The organism is Pseudorhodoferax soli (assembly GCF_003337555.1).
Taxonomy (GTDB): domain Bacteria; phylum Pseudomonadota; class Gammaproteobacteria; order Burkholderiales; family Burkholderiaceae_C; genus Pseudorhodoferax; species Pseudorhodoferax soli.
This window is the reverse complement of record NZ_QPJK01000002.1, coordinates 686,176-712,082: the sequence shown is the minus strand read 5'-3', so window position 1 is coordinate 712,082 and position 25,907 is coordinate 686,176. Positions and strand designations below refer to the sequence as shown.

Here is a 25,907-nt window from a genome sequence, read left to right as displayed (position 1 = left end):
GGGAGAATCCGGCCCCATGCAAGCCTCCACCGACACCCTGACGCTGACCCGCCCCGACGACTGGCACCTGCATCTGCGCGATGGCGAGGTGCTGCGTACGCTGGTGCCGCACAGCGCTGCGCAGTTCGCGCGTGCCATCGTGATGCCCAACCTGCGCCCGCCCGTCACCACGACCGCGCAGGCGCTGGCCTACCGCGACCGCATCCTCGCGGCCGTGCCCGCGGGCGTGGCCTTCGAGCCGCTCATGACGCTGTACCTCACGGACCAGATCGCGCCCGAGGAGATCCGCCGCGCGCGCGCGGCCGGCGTCGTGGCCGCCAAGCTGTACCCGGCCGGCGCCACCACCAACAGCGATTCCGGCGTGACCGGCCTGCGCACGGTCTACCCGGTGCTCGAGGCCATGCAGCGCGAAGGCATGCGCCTGCTCGTGCACGGCGAGGTGACCGACCAGACGGTGGACCTGTTCGACCGCGAGGCCGCCTTCATCGAGCAGCAGCTGATCCCGCTGCGCCGCGACTTTCCCGAACTCAAGATCGTCATGGAGCACATCACGACGCGCGAGGCCGCCCAGTACGTGGCCGGCGCCGGTGCGCACACGGCCGCCACCATCACGGCCCACCACCTGCTCTACAACCGCAACGCCATCTTCACGGGTGGCATCCGGCCGCACTACTACTGCCTGCCCGTGCTCAAGCGCGAGACGCACCGCGTGGCGCTGGTCGAAGCCGCCACCAGCGGCAGCAACAAGTTCTTCCTCGGCACCGACAGTGCGCCGCACGCCTCGCAGCTCAAGGAGCACGCCATGGGCTGCGCCGGCTGCTACACCGGCCATGCCGCGCTGGAGATGTACGCGGAAGCCTTCGACCAGGCCGGCGCGCTCGACAAGCTGGAAGGCTTCGCCAGCTTCCATGGCGCCGACTTCTACGGCCTGCCGCGCAACCAGGGCACCGTGACCCTGAAGCGCGAGAAATGGACCGTGCCCGACAGCTATGTCTACGGCGAGGCCAACCTGAAGCCGCTGCGGGCCGGTGAGGTGCTGCCGTGGAAGGTCGTGGCATGAGCGCGCTGGTACCGACCGGGCCGGTCGTCCTCTTGATCGACGCCGACAACCTCTCGGCGCCCGAGATGGTGGCCCAGGCGCTGCGGCACCTGACCCAGTTGGCCGGGCCGGTGGCGATCCGCCGCGCCTATGGCAGTGCCGAGAACCTGAAGGGCCTGGCCGGCGTGCTGCGCGAGTTCGCGTTCCACCTGTGCGTCAACCTGCCGTTGGCCAAGAACACCACCGACATGGCGCTGGCCGTGGACGCCATGGACCTGTGCGCCCGGTACGCACCAGGTGTGCTGGCGATCGGCACGGGCGACGCCGATTTCGCACCGCTGGTGCTGCGCCTGCGCGAGCGCGGCGTGCGCACCGTGTGCTTCTCGCAGGCCAACAAGATGTCGCCCGAGGTGCACGGCTTCTACGACGAGGTGGTGTTGCTCGGTGCACGGCGCAGCGCCGCGGCCAGCGTGGTGGCCGTTGCCGCACCGGTCACGGCGCCTGCGCCCCAGCCCGCGCCGGCTCCGGCATCGGCGCCGGCCCGCAAGACGGCCGCCCGCAAGACGCCGGCGCGCAAGACCGCGGCCAAGGCCGTGGTCGAGGCTGCCTCTGCACCGGCGCCTGCACCGGCGCCGGTCGCGCCGCCGCCCGAACCAGTACCGGCACCTGCACCCACACCCGCACCCGCACCGGTCTCTGCGCGCGCTGCCGCCGCTGCCGCCAGGGAGGCGGAGCTCAGCGAGCGCGTGCAGTCTTTGCTGCGCGAACTCCCGGGCGTGGCCGAAGGCCAGGAGGTCGACTTCGGCGAGGTCGCCAAGCGGCTGCGCGAATCCAAGCTGCTGGGCCGCCAGGCCGTGATGTCCAAGTTCCTCAAGAAGCATGTGCCCGGCGTGGAGCTGACGCCACAGGCGCAGCCACGCAAGCTGCGCTGGGCACCCGGCACGGCGTGAGCCCCGACTGGTCCAGGCCCTGGCTGCATCCCTATGCTGGCCAGGGCCGCGCGCTGGCGCAGGCCATGCGCGGCGGCCGGCCGCTGTACGCGGCGCTCAACACGGTGGCCGGCGTAGAGCAGCCGCGCTTCGTGCCGCAGCAAGCGCTGCCGCGGGGCGGCGGGTACGAGGCCCAGCTGCACGCGCAGCGCACGTGTCCGACGCGCGAGAACCTGCACGACCTGTTCAACGGCCTGTCCTGGCTGCACTTTCCGCGGAGCAAGTGGCGGTTCAACGCCTTGCACGCGGCAGAGATCGCGCGGCGGGGCCCCGGCCGGCAGCGCGGCCCGCTGCGGGACGCGATGACGCTGTTCGACGAGAACGGGGCGTTGCTGTTGGCCCCACGCGGCATGTGGGATGCGCTGCTCGCGCGCGACTGGCATGGCCTCTTCGTCAGGCGCCGCGGGCAGTGGCAAGGCGCCCGTCTGCTGGTCTTCGGACATGGCCTGCTGGAGCAGCTACAGCACCCCCGCAAGCCGCTCACCGCCCATGTGGTTGAAGCGCCTCAAGCTCTCGATTCGATAGCGAGCATCGACGACTGGCTGGCCGCTGCCGTCGATGCGGACGCGTGGACGAAAAAACCGTTCGCGCCGCTGCCGGTGCTTGGCGTGCCGGGCTGGTGCGCAGGGAACGCACACGAATCCTTCTATGATGATCCGTTTGTTTTTCGCCGCGCCGGCCGTCCAGACACACCACAACAAAGGACATTGCAGGCCGCGGCTTGAGCTTGTGCACACTGCCCCCATGTGCGCAAACGTAGCCACATGAACAGAGGGCCCCCCGGAGAACCCATGAAACGCATCGTCTTGTTTGTCCTCACCAACCTCGCCGTCGTGGTGGTGCTGGGCGTCGTCGCCAGCCTGCTCGGCGTCAACCGCTACCTCACAGCCAACGGCCTGAACCTGGGCGCGCTGCTCGGCTTCGCACTGATCATGGGCTTCGGTGGCGCGATCATCTCGCTCTTGATCAGCAAGCCCGTGGCCAAGTGGAGTTCGGGCGTGCAGGTGATCGACGGCACCGGTTCGGCCGATGAGCGCTGGATCGTCGAGACCGTGCGCCGCTTCGCCGACAAGGCCGGCATCGGCATGCCCGAAGTCGGCATCTTCCCGGGCGACCCGAACGCCTTCGCCACCGGTGCGTTCAAGAACTCGGCGCTGGTCGCGGTGTCCACGGGCCTGCTGCAGAGCATGACGCGTGACGAGGTCGAGGCCGTCATCGGCCACGAGGTCGCGCACATCGCCAACGGCGACATGGTCACCATGACGCTGATCCAGGGCGTGATGAACACCTTCGTGGTGTTCCTGTCGCGTGTGATCGGCTACGCGGTGGACAGCTTCCTGCGCAAGGGCGACAGCGAGAACTCGGGCCCTGGCATCGGCTACTGGGTGACGACCATCGTGCTGGACATCGTGCTCGGCTTCGCCGCCGCCATCATCGTGGCCTGGTTCTCGCGCCAGCGCGAGTTCCGTGCCGACGCCGGTGCCGCGCAGCTCATGGGCCGCAAGCAGCCGATGATCAACGCGCTGGCCCGCCTGGGCGGCCTGCACACGGGCGAGCTCCCCAAGAGCGTGGCGGCCTTTGGCATCGCCGGTGGCATCGGCCAGCTGTTCTCGACCCACCCGCCGATCGAACAGCGCATCGCCGCGCTGCAGAACGCCCAGTAAGCGCGCTGCGCGCTGGCAAGGGAGCCGCCTTCGGGCGGCTTTTTCGTGGGCGTTTGTTTCTCTGGCAGAAACGATCCATTGCTCAACGCCCGGTTTTTCTTTCGGGCCGCGACTTCCACAATTGACCCATCGATGAGACGCACGCAAGACGACTCATCGAGACGCGGCAGACATGGGGTCTGGCCGCGCCGAATGAGAAGTCGCATCCATCCACCGAAAGGAATCCATCATGAACAAGTTCATCGCCTCCGCCCTGATCTCCGCAGCCGCTTTCGCCGCAGCCCCCAGTTTCGCTGGCGACAACATCAGCGGTGAAGTCGGCTACGTGCCGCAAGTGAGCTCCGCCAAGAGCACCCTGACCCGCGAAGCTGTGCGCGCCGACTACCTGCAAGCCGAGCGCAACGGCACGCTGCCGGAAGTGGGCGAAGGCGCCGACACCGGTGCCGTGGCCTCTGCCAAGAGCAACCTGACCCGCGACGCCGTGCGTGCCGAAGCCGTCTACGCCGTGCGCCACGGCCAACAAGTGGGCGGCGAAGTCTGAGCTTCGCATCTCCCAACGCAAAGAGCCGCCCTCGGGCGGCTCTTTGCGTTTTCGAGGCTGAGGCTCAGCGCGGCCTGCGCATCAGGAACTTCTCGCCCAGTGCGAAGTAGTCGGCCGGGCCGCCGCCGCGCAGGATGGGCTGGCCGGCGGCCGTGTCATAGATGCCGTTGACGAGCAGCGAACGCGCGATGTGGATCTGCACCACCTCGCCCAGCACCAGCCAGGTGTCCACGGCCTGGCCGTCGGCAGCCTGCAGCTGGATCAGCTGCGACAGCTTGCACTCGAACGCCACCGGGCTCTCGCCCACGCGCGGAGGCGCCACGCGTTGCGAGGCCACGGGCGTCAAGCCGGCCAGTTCGAACTCGTTGACATCGCGCGGCACGGCGGCGCAACTGGCGTTCATCTGCTCGGCCAGCGGCCGCGTGGCCAGGTTCCAGACGAACTCGCCGGTCTCCTCGATGTGGGCCAGCGAATCCTTGCGACCGATGCTGGCGAAGCCCACGATGGGCGGCACGTAGTTGAAGGCGTTGAAGAAACTGTAGGGTGCCAGGTTCACCTGGCCCGCCCGGCTGCGCGTGGACACCCAGCCGATGGGCCGCGGGCCGACGATGGCGTTGAATGGGTCGTGCGGCAGGCCGTGGCCCCCGCGCGGTTCGTAGGAATGCAGGTCGTCGTGGATCATGGAAGGGCCTTGGAGGTGCGCGGCGGCAGCCGCAGGGTTTCGCCGATGGCCGTCACGCTGAAGTCCTGCTCCGTCAGGCCCGCGGCCTGCAGCATCTCGGCCAGCTTGCGTGGCGGTTCGTCCAGCGGCTCGTTGGTCAGCTTGAAGGTACCCCAGTGGATGCCGAGCGAGCGCTTCGCACCCAGTTCCCCGTGGATGCGCACGGATTCTTCGGGGTTCACATGCTGCGGCGCCATGAACCAGCGCGGCTCGTAGGCGCCGATCGGCAGCAGGGCGAGGTCGAAGCCGCCGCCGTTCGCCGCGCTTTGGCGTTCGGCGAAGTGCGCGCGCGTGTCGATGAAATTGCTGGGCGAGTAGCCTGTGTCGCCGCCGAAGTACAGGTGCATGTCCGGCGCCAGCACGGCGAAGCCCCCCCACAGCGATGCCATGCGGTCGCCCAGCGTGCGCGAGGACCAGTGGCGCACCGGTGTCAGCGTGACCTCCACGCCGCGCAGGCGTTCGGTCTGCCACCAGTCCAGCTCCACCACCTCGGCGATGCCGCGGCGCGCGAACCAGCGCTTGAGGCCCAGCGGCACGACGAACAGCGGCGGACCGCCGGCCTGGCGCGCGAGCGCCTGCACGGTGGTGACATCCAGGTGGTCGTAGTGGTTGTGCGAGACCAGCACGAGGTCGATCGGCGGCATGCGCTCGGGCGCAATGGCCGGCGGCTGCGCGCGCTGCGGGCCGCTGAACGTGAACGGCGAGGCGCGGTGGCTGCAATGCGGGTCGGTCAACAGGTTCACGCCGCCGAACTGCGCGAGCACCGTGGCGTGGCCCAGCCAGGTCGCGGCCGGCGCGAGCGCGCCGCCGCGGTTGCGCGCGAGGAAATCCAGGTCCGCCGCCTGCGTGGGCGTTGGCTGCGCCGCCGCCTGCTGCTCGCGCCGTGCCTGCCATTGCCAGCGCAGCACATCGGCCAGGCCGCGTGGCTCGAAGGCCTCGGTGTTGCGGAACCGGCCGTCGGGACTGCGCGGCGCGCCCCCGTTCATGCGGGGGCCAGCGCGCGGGCCACGGCCTCGGCCACCTTGAGCCCGTCCACGCCGGCCGACAGGATGCCGCCCGCGTAGCCCGCGCCTTCGCCGGCCGGGTACAGGCCCGCCAGGCCCACGCACTGCAGCGTGGCAGGGTCGCGCTCGATGCGGACCGGCGCGGAGGTGCGCGTCTCCACGCCGGTCAGCACGGCGTCTGGCAGGTCGTAGCCGGGGATCTTGCGCGCGAAGGCCGGGAAGGCCTCGCGCATGGCGAAGATGGCGTAGTCGGGCAGCACGCCGGACAGGTCGGTCAGGTGCACGCCGGGTTGGTAGCTGGACTGGACCTCGCCGAACTGGGTGGAAGCTCGGCCGGCCAGGAAATCGCCCATCAGCTGGCCCGGCGCGCTGTAGTCGCTGCCGCCCAGCACGAAGGCGGCCGACTCCAGCCGGCGTTGCAGCTCGACGCCAGCGAGCGGGTGCGGCTTGCCCTGCGCCGATGCCGGGACGTCCAGATGCTGGTACTCGGTCGGGAAATCCGCCGGCGTGATGCCGACGACGATGCCCGAGTTCGCGTTGCGCTCCGCACGCGAGTACTGGCTCATGCCATTGGTGACCACGCGGCCCGGTTCGCTGGTGGCCGCGACCACGGTGCCACCCGGGCACATGCAAAAGCTGTAGACGGAGCGGCCGTTGCTCGCATGGTGGACGAGGCGGTACTCGGCCGCGCCGAGGTCGGGGTGGCCGGCGTGCTTGCCCCAGCGCGCGCGGTCCACCAGGCTCTGCGGATGCTCGGCGCGGAAACCGATGGAGAAGGGCTTCGCCTCCATCGGCGCGCCGCGCGCATGCAGCATCTCGAAGGTGTCGCGCGCGCTGTGCCCCAGCGCCATGACCACATGGTCGGCGCGCTGCTCGTAGGTGGCGCCGCTGGCCTGGTTCAGCACCACCAGGCCGCGCAGAGCGCCGTCCTGCACCGCGAGGTCCACGACCTTGTGCTGGAAACGGATCTCGCCGCCCAGGGCGATGATGTCGGCGCGCATGTTCTCCACCATCTTCACGAGCCGGAAGGTGCCGATGTGGGGGTGCGCTTCCCAGAGGATCTCTTCGGGTGCGCCGGCCTTGACGAACTCCTCGAGCACCTTGCGGCCCAGGAAGCGCGGGTCCTTGATCTGGCTGTAGAGCTTGCCGTCGGAGAAGGTGCCGGCACCGCCCTCGCCGAACTGCACGTTGGATTCCGGGTGCAGCTCGCGCCGGCGCCACAGGTCCCAGGTGTCCTGCGTGCGCTCACGCACGGCCTTGCCGCGCTCCAGCACGATGGGCGCCAGGCCCATCTGTGCCAGCGCCAGTGCCACGAAGATGCCGCAAGGGCCGAAGCCCACGACCACAGGGCGCAGCAGGGGCGGCTGCGCCAGCCGCACCGGCGGGTGCCATGCCATGTCGGGCGCGGCCGACACATGCGGATCGGCGGCCAAGCGGGCCAGCACGGCAGCTTCGTCCTGGCCTTCGGCCAGCGCGGCATCGACGATGTAGACGCGCAGCAACTCGGATTTGCGCGCATCGACGCTGCGCTTGTAGACGGTGTGGCTGGCGATGGCGCCGGGCGGCAGGCCGAGCTTGGCGGCGATGGCGGCGGGCAGGGCTTCCGCGGCGTGGTCCAGCGGCAGCTTGATTTCAGAGACTCGGATCATGGTGGCGCGGCCCGTGGTGATCGGGCGGAGCAGGGGAAGCGGTCGATGATACGGGCGCCTTCGCCCGCCCCGCTAGGCCCGCTGCTCGCGCAGCCACTGCCTGAAGAAGCGCGGGTCCTGCAACTCGTCCAGCTCGCAGCGGTAGTAGGCGATGTTCTGTTGCAAAGCGCGGCTCTGCTCGCGGATCGCGCGAGTGATGCGTACCGGCGTGGGCTCGGCGCCGTGGCCCAAACCCAGCAGGGTGCGAAAGCCGCGCTCGGTGTCGGCGGTTTCCTGACGCAACTCGTCCAGTTGCTCGGCCAGCACGCGGTTGTGGCGAGCCAGGGCCACCTCGCCCATCGCGGCGATGCTGCGCATGTCGATCTGCTCGATCTCCAGCTGCAGCTGCAGCAGTTCCAGCAGATTGCGCGCGGTGTAGGCCACGTTCACACGCTGCATCAGCGCGGTCTTGCGCAGGCGCTCCTGTGTGTCGGGCTCACGGTCCGGGTGCAGCGCACTGGCCAGCTTGCGGTACACGGTGCGGATGGTCTGGCTGGCGTCGTCGGGGGCCGGCGCCGCCATGCGCCGACGCCGGCTGGCGGCCTTGTGCTGGCTGCGCTGGCGTGCACGCTGCCGGGCAGCATCCGACTGCGCGGCTTCCATGCGCTCCCACTGGGCCATCCAGTCGTCGTCCGATGGCGCGGGGGCGGAAGCCTGTGCCGCTGCTTCGGGGGTGTCCGCAGGCCCGGGTTCGTCGGCGTCGGCGCTGTCCTGGTGGCGCGCGAAGATCGCGCGCAGTTCGGGCTCCTCGCCCTGGCGCAGCAGGCTGGCCGCCAGATCGCGCACCAGTGCATGCAGGATGCGCAGGTCGTTGCGGCCCAGGTCTCCGGCATGAGCGGCCTGGTCCAGGAAGCGCAGCAGCTCAAGGTCGATCGCGCGCTGGCTGGCCAGCAGCGGCGCGAGCGCCTGGGCCTGCTGCTGCTGGAAGTCCTGGCTGGCCTGCTGCCAGCGCTGCAGCACGGCGCGCTGCGCGCCGATGGCGTCGGTCAGCCGGTGGAACTCGGCCAGTTGGGGCGGCTGGCCGCGGTCGGCCGTGAGGGCGACTTCGCTCACGCGGGCAGGAAGCCTTCGATCGACAGGTAGCGCTCGCCGGTGTCGTAGTTGAAGCCCAGCACGCGGCTGCCGGCCGGCAGCTCGGGCAGCTTCTGCGCGATGGCGGCTAGCGTGGCGCCGGACGAGATGCCCACCAGCAGCCCCTCTTCGCGTGCGCAGCGGCGTGCCATCTCGCGCGCGGGCTCGGCGTCGACCTGGATCACGCCGTCCAGCAAGCTGGTGTCCAGGTTCTTGGGGATGAAGCCCGCGCCGATGCCCTGGATCGGGTGCGGCGCTGGCGCGCCGCCCGAAATCACGGGCGAGGCCACGGGCTCGACCGCGAACACCTTGAGTTGCGGCCATTGGGCCTTGAGCACGCGCGCGCCGCCCGACAGGTGGCCACCCGTGCCCACGCCGGTGATCAGCACGTCCAGCCCGTCGGGGAAGTCGGCCAGGATCTCCTGCGCCGTGGTGCGCTCATGCACTTCCACGTTGGCCCGGTTCTCGAACTGCTGCGGCATCCAGGCGCCGGGCGTGCTGGCGACGATCTCCTGCGCGCGGGCGATCGAGCCCTTCATGCCCTTCTCGCGCGGGGTCAGTTCGAAGCTCGCGCCGTAGGCCAGCATCAGCCGGCGCCGCTCGACCGACATGGAGTCGGGCATCACCAGCACGAGCTTGTAGCCCTTCACCGCCGCCACCATGGCCAGGCCCACGCCGGTGTTGCCCGAGGTGGGTTCGACGATGGTGCCGCCTGCCTTCAGCTGGCCGGACTTCTCGGCGTCTTCGACCATGGCGAGCGCGATGCGGTCCTTGATCGAGCCGCCCGGGTTGCTGCGCTCTGACTTGACCCAGACCTGGGCCTGGTCGCCGAACAGGCGGTTGATGCGGATGTGCGGCGTGTTGCCGATGGTGTGCAGGACGTTGGCGGCTTTCATGGCGTCTCCCGAGGCGTTGAAAAAAGGGGATTCTGGCCCAGTGGCGAGAGGGCTGGAGTATGCTTTTGGCATGACCACCACGGCGCAAACCTACCGGGATCTTCCGCTGGCCGAGCGCATCGAGCTTGTGGAAGACATCTGGGACAGCATCGCCCAGGACACACCGGCGCTGGATCTGACCGATGCGCATCGCGATGAATTGCGCCGACGGCTGGACGCGCACCGGGCGGATCCGTCGAGCAGCTTGGTGTGGGAGTCGGCGCGAGCGGAGTTGCTGCAGCGATCCGTGTGATGCGCGTCGTTCTTCGGCCGGAAGCCCGGCGCGAGATTTCCGAGGCGCAGGCATGGTACGAGGCGCGGGCGGTTGGCCTGGGCTTCGAATTCGTCCGTGCCGTTGACGCCGCCATCGGCAAGGCATCACGGATGCCGCTGGCATTTCCGGCAATCGATGCAGACTTGCGGCATGTGGTGCTGCGCCGGTTCCCTATTCCATCGTCTATCACGCAGCACCTTCGGAACTGGTCGTCGTGGCCTGCTTCCATCACCGCCGCAACCCGGTAGATCTGGCACGCCGCGACCAGGGTTGAACCGAGGCGATAATGCCCGCCGTGAAGCCCGCCAGGCCGCCGCTGGTGCAATCGCCGAAAGGCCGCACTGGAGGAACGTCCGGACTGCACAGGGCAGCGTAGGAGCTAACGGCTCTCCACCGTGAGGTGAGGATCAGAGCAACAGAGACGAGTCCCGGGGGAGTGCCGCAAGGCAGACCACTGGGGGTGAAACGGGCAATCTCTACGCGCAGCAATACCAAATAGGCCAGCGTTGATGTGGCTCCGCGGAGCTGGCGGGTAGGTAGCACCGAGCCGTCTGGCGACAGACGGCCCAGAGGAATGGCGGTCACACCGGGGGCGACCCCGGTGCACAGAATCCGGCGTATCGGCGGGCTTCACACTTTTCAAATGCGACCGCGCCCCCACGGGGCGACGGTTCAGAAGCGCTCTTCTGGCAGCAGGTAGCGCCACTCGCCCGGCGCCATGCCGGCCAGCGGCACGCGGCCCAGGCGGATGCGGCGCACGCCCAGGACCTTGAGCCCTGCGCGTTCGCACATCGCACTCACCTGGCCCGGCTGCGGGCCCTTGATGGCAAAGCGCAGCACCGTGCGGCCTTCGCGCTGCGAGCCGATGCTCACGCGCGCCGGGCGCATGCCCTGCAGTGCCTCGGGCAGAACCTCGCCCTGCACCTCGACCTGCAGCTCGTGCTCCAGGATGCCGGCATCCTCGACCAGCTTGCGCTCGATGCCGTGCACCTGCGTGAACACCACCAGGCCACTGTCGCGCGTGCCGAGTCGGGCCACGTAGTGCTGGTCCAGCAGATGGCGTGGCAATGGCCGCAGGCCCGAGCGGTCGGTGTCGCTGCGGCGTGCGCCGGCCAGCGGCGCGGCCGGGTCGATGTCCACGCCGGCGGGCTTGTGCAGCACCAGCGTGACGGGCGGCACCGGTTCCGGCCTGGCGTTCTTCTCGACCTCCACGCGCTGCGTGGGCAGCACACGCATCTGCGGGGTCAGCGCGACCGTGCCGTCGACGCGCACCACGCCGTTGTCGATCAGCAGCTCGGCGTCGCGGCGCGACCAGCCGCCCTGGGCGGCCACGCGCTTGGCCAGTCGTTCGGCGCCGGTGTCCTCGGGGACATGGGTGTTCATGGATGGGATCGATTCAGTGTGTGTCGGGGCGCAGGCCACGGATGTCCAGCGGCAAGCCGAGCGTCAGCCATTGCCGGTCTGCCGTGAGGACGGGCGTGCCCAGGCGGGCGGCTGTGGACAGGCACAGGCGGTCACCCAGGCTGAGCCCGTGGTGGCGTGTCGCTGCGCGCAGGAACCCCGCCTGCAGACCGTCCTCGGCTGTGACATCGACCACGGCATAGCCGAGGTCGGCCAGGATGGCCTGGACGTCTTCGGGTGCGATCCCGCGGTCGAGCAGCTTGGCGACGACTTCGGCTTGGTTGGCGGCCGACACCAGGCAAGCCTGCGCGTGCAGGGCCTGTTGCACGGCTTCGTGACCTGGCTCTTCCTGCAGGAAGGCGAGAACGGCAGAGGCGTCCAGCAACATGCCGGCCCGGCTCGCACTTTCCGAAACTTGGGCGGCGCTCATTCCGCTTGCGCTGCGCGGCGGCGATCGGCGATCAGTTCCTGAGACAGCGAGGGTGCGGACTTGGCGACCGTCTGCTGGAACCGCTGCTGGGCGCGGCGCAGTTGCGCGCGCCGTGTGGAGGCGATCAATTCACCGTCGCGTACCGACCAGATGATCTGGTCGCCATCGCGCAGGTCGAGTTCGGCGCGCAATGCGGCAGGAATGACGGCTCTGCCATTGGAGAGGCTTGAGACGTTATTCATGGCAAATTCTTTCCTCCGGGTGGAATTTGCCAATTATCGCCCTAGGTGGCAAGAACTGCCATGGCCTCACATTTCGTCGATCGCGGTCGTCGTGGCCGGCGCGCTGGCGCTGCCCTCCAGCGAAAACCGCTCCCGCGTGTTCACGTAGAAGCTGGCACCGAAGCGCGCCACCGGAAAGTAGTCCTGGAGCCTAACGCGCCAGGTCTCGGTGTCGATCAGCCCCTCGCGCGCATGCAGCCAGCGCACCTGGCCGATGAAGATCTGCCGGCTGGTGGTTTCCAGCAATTCGTGCAGCGTGCATTCGAAGGCCACCGGTGCCTCGACGATGCGCGGCGGTTGGACCACCTTGCACGGCGCGGTCGTCAACCCGACGGCTGCCAGCTCGCTCACATCGGCCGCGAAGCGCTCGCCGCAGCGGTGCATCTGCTGCGCCATGGCTTCGTCCGAGATGTGCACCACGAACTCCTTGTTCGCCACGATGTTCTGCGCCGTGTGCTTGAGTTCGCCGTCCTGCAGCCGGTTGATGCTGACCATCACGATGGGCGGCTCCTCGCCCAGCATGTTGAACATGCTGAACGGCGCGGCGTTGACGACGCCGTCGGCGTTCAGGGTGGTGATCAGCGCGATCGGCCGCGGCACGATCAGGCTGGCCATGAGCTTGTAGCGCTGGTATTCGGTGATGGCGGAGAAGTCGATGTCCATGGTGTTCCTAGCCCAGGCCCAGCATCTGGCCCAGTGATTTTTCGGACTGCGGGCGGTCCAGGTGCAGCCGCTGCTCCAGGTCGAGCAGGTGCTCGTCCATGAGCTTGATCGCCTTGGCGACCTCGCCCTTCTCGAGGTGATCCACGATGCGCGCATGCTCGTCGTGTTCGCAGGCCGCGTTGCCGGGCGGCTCGTACAGCGCCACGATCAGCGAGCAACGCGAGATCAGTTCGTGCAGGTAGCGCTGCAGCACTTCGTTGCCGGAGATCTCGGCCAGCCGCATGTGGAAAGCACTGGCCAGCCGCGCCCAGGCCGGCTGGTTCTGCTGGTGCAGCGTGGCGTGCTCCTCGCGCAACTGGCGGCGCAGGGCGGCCAGTTCGGCCTTGGTGATGCGCGTGGCGGCCAGGGGCAGGATGGCCGCCTCCAGCAGGCGCCTGGCCTCGAAGATCTGGCGCGTCTCCTGCACCGTGGGCTCGGCCACCACGGCGCCGCGGTTGGGCCGCAGGTCGACGATGCGGTCGTGCGCGAGGCGCTGCAGCACCTTGCGCACCACGGCGCGGTGCACGCCGAACAGGTCCGACAAGCCTTGCTCGGGCAGCTTGGTGCCAGGCGCGAGGCGCTGGCTCATCACGCTCTCGAACACCGCGTGGTAGATGCCGCTCTCGGCCTCGTTGAGGCCGGTGACGGGAGCCGGTGTCGCCGGCGTGGCGGCGCGGCTACGCGTGGCCATGGGGATGGTTCTCCTGCATGTGGGCCGCGATGGCGCCGGGTGTGGTCCACCAGATGCCGCCTGCGTCGCGGGCCCGCGCGATGTGCTCCAGGGCGCGGCGCAGGTGGCGGAGCCGGTAGGGCTGGCCGACGATGTAGGGGTGCAGCGCGATGCCCATCACGAGGGGCTGCGCGCGCGACTGCTCCAGCATCTCGTCGAAGTTGTCGATGACCATCTGCGCGAAGTCCTTGGCGTCCATCTGGCGCGCCATGATCATGGGAATGTCGTTGAGCTCCTGCGGGTAGGGCACGGACCACAGCGGCCCGTCCTGCGTGGCCATGCGCACGGGCTGGTCGTCGTGGCACCAGTTCAGCGTGTAGCCGTAGCCCGTGGCGGCCAGCAGGTGCGGCGTGGCCGGGCTCTCCGAGATCCAGGGCGACAGCCAGCCCTGCGGCAGCACGCCGCTCTCGCGCGCGATGCGGGCGCGGCAGTCGGCCAGCAGCCGGCCTTCGGCGGCCGGGTCCATGGTGGCCTGCCGCTCGGCGTTGGTGTGGCCGTGGGCGATGAGCTCGTCGCCGCGCGCGACGCAGGCCGCCACGAGTTCGGGGCAGTGGTCGTACAGCGCGGTGTTGAGGATGGTGCCGGCGGCCAGGCCCAGCCGGTCGAACAGCTCCAGGCAGCGCCAGGCGCCCACGCGGTTGCCGTACTCGCGCCAGGCGTAGTTCAGCACGTCGGGGTGCGGCGCGACCGGACCCAGGCAGGCGCCCAGGCCGTCCCCGAACGCGAAATGCTCCAGGTTGAAACCGATGTAGACCGCCAGGCGCTGGCCGCCGGGCCAGTGGTAGTCGCTGCGCTGGTGGATGGGTCGGTAGTCGAACAGGCCGTGGTGCGGCAGCGCGCGTTCGGCGAGCGGGCTTGCACTGTCTGGGTGCGGGGATGAACGGGTTTGGTGCAAGGGCATGGTGCGTGGCGCGCTGTTGTGCGCCTGGCAAGGCCGAGCAATTATGGTGCCTATCCTGGCATCAAATTGTCGACAAAGTGGTTTGCGCTTTGGTGTCAATGTTTTTCCAGCTTTGATGCCAAAGACGGCTGGAGTGGCATGGAGCTTGCAAAAGGCGTCCGTCCTTGTTCATCTGACGGAGAAACCCATGCCCTTGCTTCGCCGCTCCCTGATTTCGCTGGCCGCGACCACGCTGGCCGCCCTGTCCAGCCCCCAGGCCTTTGCCCAGGAAACCATCAAGATCGGCCTCGTGACGGCGCTGTCCGGCCAGTCGGCGCGCGCCGGCGAGGCCATCACGCGTGGCATGTCTGTGGCCATCGACGAGATCAACGCCAAGGGCGGCCTGCTGAATGGCCGCAAGCTCGAACTGGTGCGCCGCGACGACGAGGGCAACCCGGCCAAGGGCGTGGTGGCCGCGCGCGAACTGATCTACAAGGAAAAGGTGGCCGTGCTGTTCGGCGGACTCGACACGCCGGTCTCCATGGCCATCGTGCCGATCGCCAACCAGGAGAAGGTGCCGTTCATGGGCCCCTGGGCCGCGGGCACGCCCATCACCAAGAACGGCGCCAGCCCCAACTTCGCGTTCCGCGTGTCGGCGGTGGACGAGATCGTCAACAAGGCCATGCTGCAGTACGCGCAGAAGACTTTCCAGTCGGCCAAGCCGGCCATGATCCTGGTCGACAACCCCTGGGGCGAGTCCAACGAGAAGGGGCTGACGGCCGCGCTGGCCGCCAAAGGCATGAAGGCCGCGGGCATCGAGAAGTTCGACGGCAACGCGGTCGACGTGGTGCCGCAACTGGCCAAGCTCAAGGCCGCCGGCGCCGACACGCTGTTCCTGGTCGGCAACGTGGGCCCCTCGGCCCAGGTCGTCAAGTCGCTCGACCGAATGGGCTGGAAGGTGCCGGTGGTCTCGCACTGGGGCCCTGCGGGTGGCCGCTTCACCGAGCTGGCCGGTCCCAACGCCAAGGGCGTGCACTTCGTGCAGACCTACAGCTTCTTCGGCAAGCAGACGCCGGTGGGCGAGAAGGTCATGGCGGCCCTGAAGGCCAAGTACCCGGACATCAAGGGCCCGGACGATGTGACACCGGCCGTGGGCGTGGCCAATGCCTACGACGCGGTGCAGCTCAGCGCGCTGGCCATCGCCAAGGCCGGCAGCACGCAGGGCGACGCCGTGCGCCAGGGCTTCTACAAGATCGAGCGCTACGAGGGCCTGATCAAGACCTACAACCAGCCGTTCACGGCCGAGGTGCACGACGCGGTGAGCGAGAACGACTACGTCTGGGCGCAGTTCATCGACAACCGCATCCTTCCCGTCGCACAGTGAACGGCACAGTGACGGGGCGCTGCCCGGAGGGCTTGCGATGCTGCTGATGTCTGCCCTGGTCAGCGGCCTAGGGCTGGGGGCCATGTACGGCCTGATCGCGCTGGGCTTTCATATCACCTACGCGGTGTCGGGCACGGTCAACTTCGCGCAGGGCTCTTCGATGATGCTGGGCGCGGTGCTGACCTGGGTGTTCTCGCAGTCCATGGGCTGGCCCATGCCGCTGGCATTGGCGGCCGCGCTGGCCGTTTGCGCGCTCTACGGCATGGTGGTCGAGGTGGTGGCTGTGCGGCCGTTCGCGCGGCGCGGCTCCAACGCGTGGCTGATGTCCACCGTGGCGCTGGGCATCGTGCTGGACAACTTGGTCATGCATGGCTTCGGCAAGGAGCCGCGCAGCTTGCCGTCGCCCTGGGCGCAGACGCCGATCACGCTGGGCGATGCGGCGCTGGGCGTGTACCCGCTGCAGTTGCTGATTCCCGTGGTGGGCCTGGCGCTGGCCGCCGCCCTGCACTGGGTGGCGCGGCACACGCGCTGGGGCATCGCCGTGCTGGCCGTGCAGCAGAACCGCGATGCCGCGCGGCTGATGGGCATCCCGGTCAAGCATGTGGTGCTGCTGGCGTTCGCGCTGTCGACGCTGCTGGCGGGCGTGGCCGGCGCGCTGGTGGCGCCGCTGTTCAACGTGCATGCCGACATGGGCACGCTGTTCGGGCTCAAGGCCTTCGCGGTCGCCATCCTGGGCGGCATCGGCAGCGCCTGGGGCGTGATGCTGGCCGGCCTGGTGTTCGGCGCCGGCGAGGCGCTGGTCACGGCCACGCTGGGCTCGGGCTACACGCAGATCATGATGTTTTCGCTGGTGATCGTGGCGCTGGCGCTGCGGCCCGATGGATTGTTCGGCCGCGCCGAGGTGAAGAAGGTATGAAGTCTTTCTCGGTCGTCTCGCCCGCGGGCTGGGCCGCGTGGGTGCTGTTGTTGGGCGGTGCGCTGGCGCTGGCCGCCACGCTCAACGGCTACTACGTCTACGTGCTGGCCAATGTGGCGCTGCTGGCCATCGTGGGCATCGGCATGAACGTGCTGCTGGGCCTGGCCGGGCAGGTGTCGTTCGGCCACGTCGGCTTCTATGCCATCGGCGCCTATGCGGTCGCGGTGTTGACCAGCAAGGTGGGCCTGTCGTTCTGGCTGGCCTGGCCCATCGGCATCGCACTCTCGGGTGCCGTCGGCCTGCTGCTGGCGGTGCCGGCGCTGCGCGTGAAGGGGCCGTACCTGGCCATGGTGACCATTGCATTCGGCTTCATCGTCGAGCATGGCGCGGTGGAGTGGCGCGACGTGACCGGCGGGCAGAACGGCATCATGGGCATCGCCGCGCCGGCGGTGTTCGGTTTCCCTCCAGGGGAGCGCGGCGTGGCCGCGCTGGCGGTGCTGGCCTGCGCGGTGCTGGTGCTGCTCTACGCCTGGCTCGACAAGAGCGCCTGGGGCGCGGCGTTGCGCGCAGTGCGCGACAGCGAGGTGGCCGGCGAGTCCATCGGCATCGCGCCGGTGCGGGTGAAGGCCGTGGCCTTCGCGCTGTCGGCCGCGCTGGCGGGACTGGCGGGCGGGCTGTTCGCGCCGCTGTCGGGCTTCGTCACGCCGCAGACCTTCGGCATGCTGCAGTCCATCCTGTTCGTGCTGGTGGTCATGGTCGGCGGTGCGGGCGCCGTGACCGGGCCGCTGATCGGCGCGCTCGTCGTGGGGCTGCTGCCGGAGTTCCTGGCCGGCATGGAGGACTACCGCTTGCTGTTCTTCGGTGCGCTGCTGCTGGTGGTGCTGTGGGCGGCGCCGCTGGGCGTGGCTGGGTTGTTGGCGGGCTGGCGCCGCAAGCCGGCCACGGCCGCTGCGCCGGTGTCCGGGCGGCCGCTGCCGCGCGGGCCCGCGCGCGGCGTGCTGCGCGTGCAGGGCCTGGGCCGGCAGTTCGGTGGCGTGCGTGCCGTGCACGACCTCGGTTTCGAGACCGTGGGCGGTGGCGTGACCAGCCTGATCGGCCCCAACGGCGCCGGCAAGACCACGGTGCTGAACATGCTGAGCGGCTTCTACCAACCCAGCGCGGGCGGCTTCAGCCTGCACGGCAAGGACCTGCAGGGCCGCGCGGCGCACCAGTTGGCGCGGGCCGGCATCGCGCGCAGCTACCAGACCTCGCAGTTGTTCGGCAGCCTGAGCGTGGAAGACAACGTGGCGCTCGGCCTGTGCCGCGGCCGCCTGGGGTCGCCGCTGGCGGCGCGGCGCTTCCATGCGCCTGCGCTGCGCGAGCGGGCGCGGGCGCTGCTGGCGCAGTGCGGCTACGCCGGCGCCCCCGGTGCGCCGGCCGCCGACCTCGCCCACGTGGACAAGCGGCTGGTGGAGATCGCCCGCGCGCTGGCCACCGACCCGCAGGTGCTGCTGCTCGACGAGCCGGCCGCGGGCCTCTCGCGCGAGGACAAGACGCGGCTGACCACGCTGCTGCGCGCCATCGCCGACAGCGGCATCGGCGTGGTGATCGTGGAGCACGACATGGCCCTCGTGATGGACCTGTCGGACCGCATCGTCGTGCTCGACGCCGGCCAGCGCCTGGCCGACGGCACGCCCGCCACGGTGCGCGCCGACCCGGCCGTGCGCCGCGCCTACCTGGGCGAAGCCGGCCTGCACGGCGCCGTGGCGGCGCGGCCCGCCCCGCCGGCGAGCGACGAGGTGCTGGGCATCGGCGCGCTGCAGACCGGCTACGGCGCCGAGCCGGTGCTGCACGGCGTGGCGCTCAGCGTGCGCGCCGGCCAGATGGCGGCGCTGCTGGGCGCCAACGGCGCCGGCAAGTCCACGCTGATGCGTTCGCTGGCCGGCCTGCACCGGCCGGTGGCGGGTGGCATCCACCTGAACGGCCGCGAACTGGCCGGCCTGGGCGCCGAGCAGATCGCCGCGCTCGGCCTGGTGCTGGTGCCCGAGGGCCGCCAGGTGTTCCCCGAACTCAGCGTGCTGGACAACCTGCGCCTGGGGGCGTTCCTGAAGCCCGAGGGCCGTGAGGCGCGGGTGGAGGACATGCTGGAGCGCTTCCCGCGGTTGCGCGAACGGCTTCACCAGCGGGCCGGGCTGCTGTCGGGCGGCGAGCAGCAGATGCTGGCCATCGCGCGCGGCCTGATGGCGCAGCCGCAGGTGCTGCTGCTCGACGAGCCCTCGCTGGGCCTGGCGCCCAAGGTGATCGAGGACCTGTTCGCCGCGCTCTCGCGCCTGCGCGACGAGCGCATGACGCTGCTGCTGGTGGACCAGATGGCCGGCCTGGCGCTGTCGCTGGCCGACCACGCCTATGTGCTGGAGTCAGGCCGCATCGTGGCCCAGGGCAGTGCGGCCGAGCTGCTGGCCGATGGGGCGCTGATGCGGGCGTATCTGGGGGAGTGAGTCAGGCGCTTTGGAGTTGCGCGCGTGCCCACTGCAGCAGCGCGCGCAGCGCCGCGAGCACCTTGGGCCGGTCGAGTCCGGCAATGCCCGAGACGCCGTAGCGTGCCTCTACGGCGTAGGGATTGAGCTCATCGAGCCAGTCCGCTCCGGGCGGTGGTGGCAGTTGCCGGTCTTGCAGCAGGTCGAGTAGCAGTGCCAGATCGTGCGTGCGGCGGAACTCCACGCCATGCCGGCTCAGGACGGCCTTCAGCGCTTTCTCGGTCGCCTGCTGCCCGTGAAAGCCCACGATGGCATCGCCAATCCCCGGCGCTTGGACGAGGGCTTCACAGGCCGCCAGGTCCTGCTCCGCGGCCTACAGCAGGATCTTTGCGACCTCGCCGACGGGCGCTGGCTCAACCATGGACCAGTCGGCCTTCCTTCAGAGCCCAGTACAAGGCGGTGCCCGGTTGGCTGCCCCAGCGGGCCACCTCGTCGCGCGAATAGACCAGGATGTCTGCAGCCACCCGCAGCGGGCGCAGCGACCGGCGCAGGCGCACCATCTCCCGGGCGCGGTCCTCGACGGTGGGTTCGATCACGAGGAAGTCGAGGTCTGAATCCGCGTGTGCCGTGCCGTCGGCTTGCGAGCCGAACAGCAGGATCTGGGTGTCGGGCGGCGTGGCCTCGGACAGGGCCCGGATCGCAGCCTGCGTGGTGGTCGCGTCGGTGGTCATGCGGTGGATTTTGCCAAGGGGCGATGCAAGCCCCGAGTCTCACACCAAACCGGCCTGCCGGATGTGTTCCACATGCGCCAGCATCGACCGCTCCGCCACCGGCCACATCTTCTCCGGCACGTCGTCGTAGGCGATGGCCACCCAGTCGCGCATGCTGCCGGCCGGGATGGCGCGCATGGCCTTGAGCACCTTGGCCTCACGCGCCAGCCGGTGGGCCTTGAGCTTGGCGATGGCGCCCGGCGCGTCGCCCAGCACGTAGCCGTGGGCCGGCAGGATGAATGCGATGCCGAACTCGGCACAGGCGGCGGCCAGCTTGTCCAGCGATGCGAGGTAATGGCCCATGTCGCCGTCCGGTGGGTCCACCACGGTGGTGCTGCCGTTCAGCACATGGTCGCCGCTGAAGAGCAGGGCGTCTTCCTGCAGCACCAGGCAGACATGGTTGGCCGCGTGGCCGGGGGTGAAGACGGCCTTCAGCGTGTGGGTGAGGCCATCACCCTGCAGCACCAGCCGTTCGCCATCGACCATCTCCCGGTCGGGCGTGAACTGGCTGGCCGGCCGCGCGGTCGGCCGCGAGGCCAGGCCCAGCACGGGCGGGCGCTGCCGGCCTGCACGCTCCACGCGCTCGGCCAGCGGGCGCGCGCCGGGCGAATGGTCGGCATGCGAATGCGTGCAGACGATGGTGCGGATGTCGCCACCGGCGGCCTGGAACAGCCGCTCCAGGTGCGCTTCGTCCACGGGGCCCGGGTCGATGGCGATGTAGCCGCTGGCCGCATCGCCCACCAGGTAGCTGTTGGTGCCGGGGCCGGTCATCACGCCGGGGTTGCCGCAGGTCAGGCGCTGCAGGTTGCGCAGCAGGGCGGTGGGCTGGTCGTGGCGCCAGTCCAGTGGGTGCAGCAACTGGCCGTCGGGGCAGACCATGGCCAGCTCGCCGAACGCGGTCTCGTGCTCCATGTAGCGCGCTTCCTTGCCTGCTAGGAAGCCGGCGCGCGGGCAGGATGTCCATAGCGGCTTTTCGCTGGCGCAGGCCGCCAGCACGGCGTCCACCGTGGCGTAGGCCTTGAGGCGTTCCAGCGTGCGGATGGTGGGAAAGATGATCTCGAACGTGCCCGCCGCGTGGCGCGCCAGCGCGTCGGCCGGCCGCACCCAGCAGGGTTCGAACTGCTCGGCCTCGTCGGCCACCGGCTCCTGCCCCTCTGGCATGCGGGCGACCAGGAAGGGCACGTCGAAGCGCTTGGGCAGGTCGCGGTCGGTGGTCCAATGGGCCAGCACGAAGACCTGGTCGGCCGCCAATGTCAGGCCCTGGGCCGCGCACTGCGGCAGCAGCGGCGCGTGGCGGTCGAGCCGGGCGGCGTCGGCGGCCTCCGCCCAGCGGCCGTCGGCGCGGCGGGCCAGCAGCACGCCAAGTTCCTCGAAGCTCTCGCGCACGGCCGCGATGGCCTGCGTGAGCCGCGCGTCGTCCTGCCCGGGCCGCCGGCTGGCCTGCGCGTGGGCCGCGTGGTCGGCCGCATCGATCGCGCCTCCGGGAAACACGAAGGCACCGGGCGCGAAGCTGGCCGTCAGCGAGCGCCGCGTCATCAGCACCTCGATGCCGGCCGGCGTGTCGCGCAGCAGCAGCACGGTGGCGGCGGGGCGCGGCACGACCGGGTCGCGCTGCGGATGGAGCAGTTGGCTGGAGCGTGGCATGGCGCGGATTCTGCCGGCTGCCCCGGATTGGTGCTCGGAGGACTGTCCCGCAGGCTACAGGGCCGACGCCCGCCCGCGATAATCCCCCGCCATGCGAATCCGATTCACCAAGATGCATGGGGCCGGCAACGACTTCGTGGTGCTGGACGAGACGCGCGGCCGGCTCGGCCTGCGCGAAGACCAGTACCGCTTTCTCGCCGACCGGCACTTCGGCGTGGGCGCCGACCAGATCCTGACGGTGCGGCCCTCCACCGGCCCGGGCGTTGACTTCGAGTACGTGATCCACAACGCCGACGGCGGCGAGGTCGAGCAATGCGGCAACGGCGCGCGCTGCTTTTTCCAATACGTGCGCGAGCACGGCCTGACGGACCGGAGCGAGCTGCGCGTGCACACGGCCGCCGGCGTGATCGCACCGTCCATGGGCGCCGACGGCCGCGTGACCGTGGACATGGGCCCGCCGCGGTTCGACGCCGCGCAGGTGCCCTTCGACGCCGCCGGCCTGTCCCCGCAGGGCGCCAGCCCCGTCGGCCCCTGGAAGCTGGCGCTGGGCACCGAGGCCGACAGCCCCACCGTGGAGCTGGCCGTGCTGTCCATGGGCAACCCGCATGCCGTGCAGCGCGTGGACGATGTCGACACCGCCCCCGTGGCCGCGCAGGGCCCGCTCATCGAACACCACCCGCGCTTTCCGAACCGCGTGAACGCCGGCTTCCTGCAGGTGCTGGACCGGCACCGCGTGAAGCTGCGCGTCCACGAGCGCGGCGCCGGCGAGACGCTGGCCTGCGGCACTGGCGCCTGCGCCGCGGTGGTCGGCGGCATCCAGCAAGGCTGGCTCGACAGCCCGGTCGACGTGCAGACCCGCGGCGGCGTGCTGAGCATCGCCTGGGACGGTGTGGGCCAGTCCGTGCGCATGACCGGCCCCGCGCAGACCGTCTTCGAAGGCGAAATCGAGATTCCCGAATGAACCACACCATGAACGCCAACAACCCGATCACCGAAGACGACATCGCCAACTTCCTGATCCACACGCCCGCCTTCTTCGAGCGCCACGCCGAAGTGCTGACGGCCGTGCAGATGACCAGCCCGCACGGCAACCGTGCGGTGAGCCTGCAGGAACGCCAGGCCGAGATGCTGCGCGAGAAGATCAAGGGCCTGGAGCACCGCATCATGGACATGGTGCGCCACGGCAACGAGAACGTGCTGATCGCCGACAAGCTGCAGCGCTGGGCGCGCAGCCTGCTGCGCACGCGTGCGCCGGCCGAGCTGCCGCAGCGCATCGTGGCCGAGGTGCAGAGCCAGTTCGGCGTGCCGCAGGCCGCGCTCAAGGTCTGGGGCGTGTCGGGCGACTACGCCGGCCACGGCTTCGCCCAGGGTGTGAGCGAAGACGCGATGAGCTTCGCCTCCTCGCTGACGGCGCCGTTCTGCGGTGTCAACCCCGGCTTCGACGCCGTGCAGTGGCTGCCCGAGCCGGCCCAGGCCATGTCGGTGGTGCTGATGCCGCTGCGCGTGGGCGAGCTCAACAGCACCGAGCCGGCCTTCGGCATGCTGGTGCTGGCCTCGCCCGATCCGCAGCGCTTCGAATCCGGCATGGGCACGGACTTCCTGGAGCGCATCGCCGAGCTCGCGAGCGCCGCGCTGTCGCGCCTGCAATAGCGGCATCCATGGACGACGCCGCGCTGGTCGAGCGCTACCTCGAATACCAGCGCGTCGAACGCCGCCTGGCCGCGCGCACGCTGGCGCTGTACCAGGCCGACCTGGCCAAGCTCCTGGCCTACGCCGAAGCCGTGCCCGTGGGGCTGGTGGCTGTGCACAACGCCCACATCCGGCGCTGGGTGGCGCAGATGCACGGCGGCGGCCGCAGCGGGCGCGGCATCGCGCTGATCCTGTCGGGCTGGCGCGGGCTGTACAGCTGGCTTGGCCGCGAAGGCCTGGTCGAGGCCAATCCGGTGCAGGATGTGCGCGCTCCCAAGTCCGGCAAGCCCTTGCCCAAGGCCCTGGGCGTGGACGAGGCCGTGCAACTGGCCGAGTTCAGCGGCGAGGCCGAAGACCCCTGGCTGGAGGCGCGCGACGCCGCCATGGTGGAACTGCTCTACGGCGCAGGGCTGCGCGTGGCCGAGCTGACTGGCCTGGACGTGCGCGCCAGCGGCGCGGCGCGCGGCTGGGTCGACCTGGACGCTGGCGAAGCCCATGTGCTGGGCAAGGGCAGCAAGCGGCGCAGCGTTCCCATCGGTGCCCAGGCGGCGCAGGCCTTGACGGCCTGGCTGGCCCTGCGCGGCGAGGGCGCCACGCTGAACCCGGCCTTGTTCATCGGCCGCCACGGCACGCGGCTGACCTCGCAGTCGATCTGGCAGCGCCTGCGCCGGCGCAGCCAGCTCGCCGGCTTGGCCACGCCCGTGCATCCGCACATGCTGCGGCATTCGTTCGCGAGCCATGTACTGCAGTCCAGCGGCGACCTGCGCGCCGTGCAGGAGCTGCTGGGCCACGCCAACATCAGCACCACCCAGGTCTACACGCGGCTGGATTTCCAGCACCTCGCCAGGGCATACGACGCGGCGCACCCGCGGGCGCGGCGCAAGCCGGGCGGCTGACGCGTCTTCAGGTGCCGGCGAGCAGCCGCAGCACCCGCCCGTCGCCGACGAAGGCGTCGCCCACCATCATGCGAAAGGACGTGCCTTGCGACAGCAGCGGCAGCGCCTTGTCCGGCGCCAGGAATTCGACGGCCGCCTCGCGTGCCTGGCCCCGGCGGAAGATCTCGTCGGGCGGCATCTGCCAGCGCATCTGGAAACCCTGGCTGCCGACCACCAGCACGCAGCGGTGCTCGCCGGCTTTCACGGGAATGTCTTCGGCCGGGATCGACGCCGGGCGCAGCGTGAACGCGACCAGCGCCTGCGGCTGGAAGGCCCGGCCCGGCGCAAAGCTCTCCGGCGCAGGCGGCGGCTTGCGCAGCAGCTTGCCATAGGCCCAGCCGACGATGCTGCCCAGGACGGGCAGCCACAGGAGCATCAATACGGTGCTGACATCGTGCACGGTGGAGCCGGGCTCGGCCTGGTGCCGGACGAGGGCGGCGATGGCCGCCGTGCACAGCAGCAGGATCACGATCAGCCGGCGCCGGAATTGGATGGTGGTCATGCCCGCAGTATCCGTCCCGGGGGAGCGGGAGCAGCGGCGACAATCCCGGCCAATGAAAGTCATCCGCCTCCGCGAGGGCAAGGAAAAGTCCCTGCTGCGCCGCCATCCCTGGGTGTTCGAATCGGCCATCGCGCGCGGTGGCGCCGATGCCGGCGAAACCGTGCGCGTGGAGGCCGCCGACGGCCGCTTCCTGGCCTGGGCCGCGTTCAGCCCGGCCTCGCGCATCCGCGCGCGCGCCTGGAGCTTCGACGAAGACCAGCGCATCGACGCGGCCTTCCTGCACGAACGGCTGGCACAGGCCATCGCGGCGCGCCAGCGCTTCGACATCCGCAGCGACGGCGTGCGCCTGGTCCATGGCGAGGCCGATGGCCTGCCGGGCCTGGTGGTCGACCGCTATGGCGACACGCTGGTGGCCCAGTTCGGCGCGGCCGGCACCGAGCGCTGGAAGAAGCCGCTGGCCGACGCGCTGTGCGAACTGACCGGCCTCACGCGCCTGTATGAGCGCTCGGACGCCAGCGTGCGCGGCCTGGAGGGCCTGCCCGAGGCCACAGGCTGGCTGCGCGGCGAGGGGGCGACCGAACTCGCCATTGCCGAGCACGATTGGCGCCTGACGCTGGACATCGCCACCGGCCACAAGACCGGCTTCTACCTGGACCAGCGCGACAGCCGCAAGCTGTTCGCCGACACGGTGGCGCGCCTGGGCAGCCAGCGGGTGTTGAACTGTTACTGCTACACGGGCGGCTTCACGGTCGCCGCGCTGGCCGGCATGCGCGCAGCGGGCGTGGCCGGGCAGGTGACCTCGATCGACTCCTCCGGCCCGGCGCTGGCGCGCGTGCAGGCCCATGTGGCGCTGAACGGCTTCGCTGCCGACCAGTCGGAATGCCTGGATGCCGACGTCAACGCCTCGCTGCGCCGTTTCGCAAGCGAAGGCCGGCGCTTCGACGCCATCGTGCTGGACCCGCCCAAGTTCGCGCCCACCGCCGCCCATGCCGAGCGCGCCGCGCGCGCCTACAAGGACATCAACCGCCTCGCGCTGGCCTTGCTCGAGCCGGGCGGGGTGCTGTTCACCTATTCCTGCTCGGGCGGCATCCCGGCCGACCTGTTCCACAAGATCGTGGCGGGCGCCGGCATCGACGCGGGCGTGGACGGCTACATCACCCAGCGCATGGGCGGCGCGCCAGACCATCCGATGACCATCAATTTCCCGGAAGGCGAATACCTCAAGGGCCTGGTGGTCATGCGGCGCTGAACAAGGCTTTGG

29 protein-coding genes and 1 other RNA gene are annotated in these 25,907 nt (G+C 70.2%); 15 read left to right on the top strand and 15 right to left on the bottom strand.

Annotated features, from left to right (window positions below; all coding sequences use genetic code 11):
* Positions 1 to 16: 16 nt before the first annotated feature.
* The 5 genes from pyrC to DES41_RS10030 all read left to right on the top strand — a co-directional run bounded on the left by pyrC (position 17) and on the right by DES41_RS10030 (position 4,233).
* A complete protein-coding gene (gene pyrC / locus DES41_RS10050; protein WP_114467825.1) occupies positions 17 to 1,060 on the top strand; it encodes a dihydroorotase in 1,044 nt (347 codons plus the stop codon).
* Entirely contained in the window at positions 1,057 to 1,989 is a 933-nt protein-coding gene (locus DES41_RS39540; RefSeq protein ID WP_114467474.1) for an NYN domain-containing protein, read from the top strand. The genes pyrC and DES41_RS39540 overlap by 4 nt, the downstream gene beginning before the upstream one ends.
* A complete protein-coding gene (locus DES41_RS10040) occupies positions 1,986 to 2,753 on the top strand; it encodes a DUF3025 domain-containing protein (protein WP_245965645.1) in 768 nt (255 codons plus the stop codon). Before DES41_RS39540 ends, DES41_RS10040 begins: the two co-directional genes overlap by 4 nt.
* Before the next feature lie 66 nt (positions 2,754 to 2,819).
* Complete coding sequence (gene htpX, locus DES41_RS10035) at positions 2,820 to 3,692, top strand: protease HtpX (RefSeq protein ID WP_114467473.1); 873 nt, start codon at positions 2,820 to 2,822, stop codon at positions 3,690 to 3,692.
* A 229-nt stretch (positions 3,693 to 3,921) separates the two neighbouring features.
* Complete coding sequence (locus DES41_RS10030; protein WP_114467472.1) at positions 3,922 to 4,233, top strand: DUF4148 domain-containing protein; 312 nt, start codon at positions 3,922 to 3,924, stop codon at positions 4,231 to 4,233.
* A 64-nt stretch (positions 4,234 to 4,297) separates the two neighbouring features.
* Here the strand turns inward: DES41_RS10030 and DES41_RS10025 are convergent, their stop codons facing one another.
* The 5 genes from DES41_RS10025 to cysK form a co-directional block, all read right to left on the bottom strand.
* Positions 4,298 to 4,915 carry a flavin reductase family protein gene (locus tag DES41_RS10025; protein WP_211332941.1) on the bottom strand — a complete coding sequence of 206 codons (618 nt, stop codon included), beginning with the start codon at positions 4,913 to 4,915 and terminating at the stop codon, positions 4,298 to 4,300.
* Positions 4,912 to 5,940 (bottom strand): MBL fold metallo-hydrolase, encoded by a 1,029-nt coding sequence (locus DES41_RS10020; protein WP_114467471.1) that lies wholly within the window; start codon positions 5,938 to 5,940, stop codon positions 4,912 to 4,914. Before DES41_RS10020 ends, DES41_RS10025 begins: the two co-directional genes overlap by 4 nt.
* A complete protein-coding gene (locus DES41_RS10015) occupies positions 5,937 to 7,607 on the bottom strand; it encodes an NAD(P)/FAD-dependent oxidoreductase (RefSeq protein WP_114467470.1) in 1,671 nt (556 codons plus the stop codon). The genes DES41_RS10020 and DES41_RS10015 overlap by 4 nt, the downstream gene beginning before the upstream one ends.
* Positions 7,608 to 7,679: 72 nt before the next feature.
* Entirely contained in the window at positions 7,680 to 8,699 is a 1,020-nt protein-coding gene (locus DES41_RS10010; RefSeq protein ID WP_114467469.1) for a J domain-containing protein, read from the bottom strand.
* Entirely contained in the window at positions 8,696 to 9,613 is a 918-nt protein-coding gene (gene cysK / locus DES41_RS10005; protein WP_114467468.1) for a cysteine synthase A, read from the bottom strand. The genes DES41_RS10010 and cysK overlap by 4 nt, the downstream gene beginning before the upstream one ends.
* Before the next feature lie 70 nt (positions 9,614 to 9,683).
* Here cysK and DES41_RS10000 point away from each other — a divergent pair, with 70 nt between their 5' ends.
* The 3 genes from DES41_RS10000 to rnpB all read left to right on the top strand — a co-directional run bounded on the left by DES41_RS10000 (position 9,684) and on the right by rnpB (position 10,562).
* Positions 9,684 to 9,905, top strand: a complete 222-nt coding sequence (locus tag DES41_RS10000; protein ID WP_114467822.1) for an addiction module protein — start codon at positions 9,684 to 9,686, stop codon at positions 9,903 to 9,905.
* A complete protein-coding gene (locus DES41_RS09995) occupies positions 9,905 to 10,174 on the top strand; it encodes a hypothetical protein (protein WP_211332940.1) in 270 nt (89 codons plus the stop codon). Before DES41_RS10000 ends, DES41_RS09995 begins: the two co-directional genes overlap by 1 nt.
* Positions 10,175 to 10,223: 49 nt before the next feature.
* An RNA gene (gene rnpB / locus DES41_RS09990) (RNase P RNA component class A) lies at positions 10,224 to 10,562 on the top strand.
* 36 nt (positions 10,563 to 10,598) lie between these two features.
* On the opposite strand, the gene DES41_RS09985 is transcribed toward rnpB, so the two are convergent.
* The 6 genes from DES41_RS09985 to DES41_RS09960 form a co-directional block, all read right to left on the bottom strand.
* Positions 10,599 to 11,309, bottom strand: coding sequence for an RNA pseudouridine synthase (locus DES41_RS09985; RefSeq protein ID WP_114467467.1), 711 nt, complete (start codon positions 11,307 to 11,309; stop codon positions 10,599 to 10,601).
* A 13-nt stretch (positions 11,310 to 11,322) separates the two neighbouring features.
* Positions 11,323 to 11,715 carry a type II toxin-antitoxin system VapC family toxin gene (locus DES41_RS09980; RefSeq protein ID WP_114467466.1) on the bottom strand — a complete coding sequence of 131 codons (393 nt, stop codon included), beginning with the start codon at positions 11,713 to 11,715 and terminating at the stop codon, positions 11,323 to 11,325.
* A gap of 38 nt (positions 11,716 to 11,753) precedes the next feature.
* The gene (locus tag DES41_RS09975) at positions 11,754 to 11,999 is read right to left on the bottom strand and encodes an AbrB/MazE/SpoVT family DNA-binding domain-containing protein (protein WP_114467465.1); all 246 of its coding nucleotides are present in this window, start codon (positions 11,997 to 11,999) and stop codon (positions 11,754 to 11,756) included.
* A 66-nt stretch (positions 12,000 to 12,065) separates the two neighbouring features.
* A complete protein-coding gene (locus DES41_RS09970) occupies positions 12,066 to 12,701 on the bottom strand; it encodes a flavin reductase family protein (protein ID WP_114467464.1) in 636 nt (211 codons plus the stop codon).
* Positions 12,702 to 12,708: 7 nt separating this feature from the next.
* Positions 12,709 to 13,431 carry a GntR family transcriptional regulator gene (locus DES41_RS09965; protein WP_114467463.1) on the bottom strand — a complete coding sequence of 241 codons (723 nt, stop codon included), beginning with the start codon at positions 13,429 to 13,431 and terminating at the stop codon, positions 12,709 to 12,711.
* Positions 13,418 to 14,371 (bottom strand): polysaccharide deacetylase family protein, encoded by a 954-nt coding sequence (locus tag DES41_RS09960; RefSeq protein ID WP_245965644.1) that lies wholly within the window; start codon positions 14,369 to 14,371, stop codon positions 13,418 to 13,420. The genes DES41_RS09965 and DES41_RS09960 overlap by 14 nt, the downstream gene beginning before the upstream one ends.
* Positions 14,372 to 14,558: 187 nt before the next feature.
* Between DES41_RS09960 and DES41_RS09955 the strand changes: the two genes are divergently transcribed.
* The 3 genes from DES41_RS09955 to DES41_RS09945 are packed head-to-tail and all read left to right on the top strand — an operon-like array spanning position 14,559 to position 19,127.
* Positions 14,559 to 15,734: an ABC transporter substrate-binding protein gene (locus DES41_RS09955; RefSeq protein WP_114467462.1), complete on the top strand. Its 1,176-nt coding sequence runs from the start codon at positions 14,559 to 14,561 to the stop codon at positions 15,732 to 15,734.
* A gap of 37 nt (positions 15,735 to 15,771) precedes the next feature.
* Positions 15,772 to 16,650, top strand: a complete 879-nt coding sequence (locus DES41_RS09950) for a branched-chain amino acid ABC transporter permease (RefSeq protein WP_114467461.1) — start codon at positions 15,772 to 15,774, stop codon at positions 16,648 to 16,650.
* Positions 16,647 to 19,127: a branched-chain amino acid ABC transporter ATP-binding protein/permease gene (locus DES41_RS09945; protein ID WP_114467460.1), complete on the top strand. Its 2,481-nt coding sequence runs from the start codon at positions 16,647 to 16,649 to the stop codon at positions 19,125 to 19,127. Before DES41_RS09950 ends, DES41_RS09945 begins: the two co-directional genes overlap by 4 nt.
* Before the next feature lies 1 nt (position 19,128).
* On the opposite strand, the gene DES41_RS09940 is transcribed toward DES41_RS09945, so the two are convergent.
* Genes DES41_RS09940 through DES41_RS09930 form a run of 3 tightly spaced genes read right to left on the bottom strand, consistent with a single transcriptional unit; the run spans position 19,129 to position 21,520 of the window.
* Positions 19,129 to 19,464 (bottom strand): HEPN domain-containing protein, encoded by a 336-nt coding sequence (locus tag DES41_RS09940; protein WP_114467459.1) that lies wholly within the window; start codon positions 19,462 to 19,464, stop codon positions 19,129 to 19,131.
* A gap of 55 nt (positions 19,465 to 19,519) precedes the next feature.
* Positions 19,520 to 19,837: a nucleotidyltransferase domain-containing protein gene (locus DES41_RS09935; RefSeq protein ID WP_114467458.1), complete on the bottom strand. Its 318-nt coding sequence runs from the start codon at positions 19,835 to 19,837 to the stop codon at positions 19,520 to 19,522.
* A 39-nt stretch (positions 19,838 to 19,876) separates the two neighbouring features.
* Positions 19,877 to 21,520 (bottom strand): MBL fold metallo-hydrolase, encoded by a 1,644-nt coding sequence (locus DES41_RS09930; protein WP_114467457.1) that lies wholly within the window; start codon positions 21,518 to 21,520, stop codon positions 19,877 to 19,879.
* A gap of 91 nt (positions 21,521 to 21,611) precedes the next feature.
* Here DES41_RS09930 and dapF point away from each other — a divergent pair, with 91 nt between their 5' ends.
* From dapF to DES41_RS09915, 3 genes are read left to right on the top strand one after another with little or no spacing between them, the layout of a single operon-like run.
* Complete coding sequence (dapF, locus tag DES41_RS09925; protein ID WP_114467456.1) at positions 21,612 to 22,481, top strand: diaminopimelate epimerase; 870 nt, start codon at positions 21,612 to 21,614, stop codon at positions 22,479 to 22,481.
* On the top strand, positions 22,478 to 23,170 hold the full coding sequence (locus DES41_RS09920; RefSeq protein WP_114467455.1) for a DUF484 family protein: 693 nt from the start codon (positions 22,478 to 22,480) through the stop codon (positions 23,168 to 23,170). The genes dapF and DES41_RS09920 overlap by 4 nt, the downstream gene beginning before the upstream one ends.
* 8 nt (positions 23,171 to 23,178) lie before the next feature.
* Positions 23,179 to 24,105, top strand: coding sequence for a tyrosine recombinase XerC (locus DES41_RS09915; RefSeq protein ID WP_114467454.1), 927 nt, complete (start codon positions 23,179 to 23,181; stop codon positions 24,103 to 24,105).
* A 7-nt stretch (positions 24,106 to 24,112) separates the two neighbouring features.
* Here DES41_RS09915 and DES41_RS09910 read toward each other — a convergent pair whose 3' ends face one another.
* Entirely contained in the window at positions 24,113 to 24,646 is a 534-nt protein-coding gene (locus DES41_RS09910) for a hypothetical protein (protein ID WP_114467453.1), read from the bottom strand.
* 52 nt (positions 24,647 to 24,698) lie between these two features.
* Here DES41_RS09910 and DES41_RS09905 point away from each other — a divergent pair, with 52 nt between their 5' ends.
* Positions 24,699 to 25,895 (top strand): class I SAM-dependent rRNA methyltransferase, encoded by a 1,197-nt coding sequence (locus DES41_RS09905; protein ID WP_114467452.1) that lies wholly within the window; start codon positions 24,699 to 24,701, stop codon positions 25,893 to 25,895.
* Positions 25,896 to 25,907 lie beyond the last annotated feature (12 nt).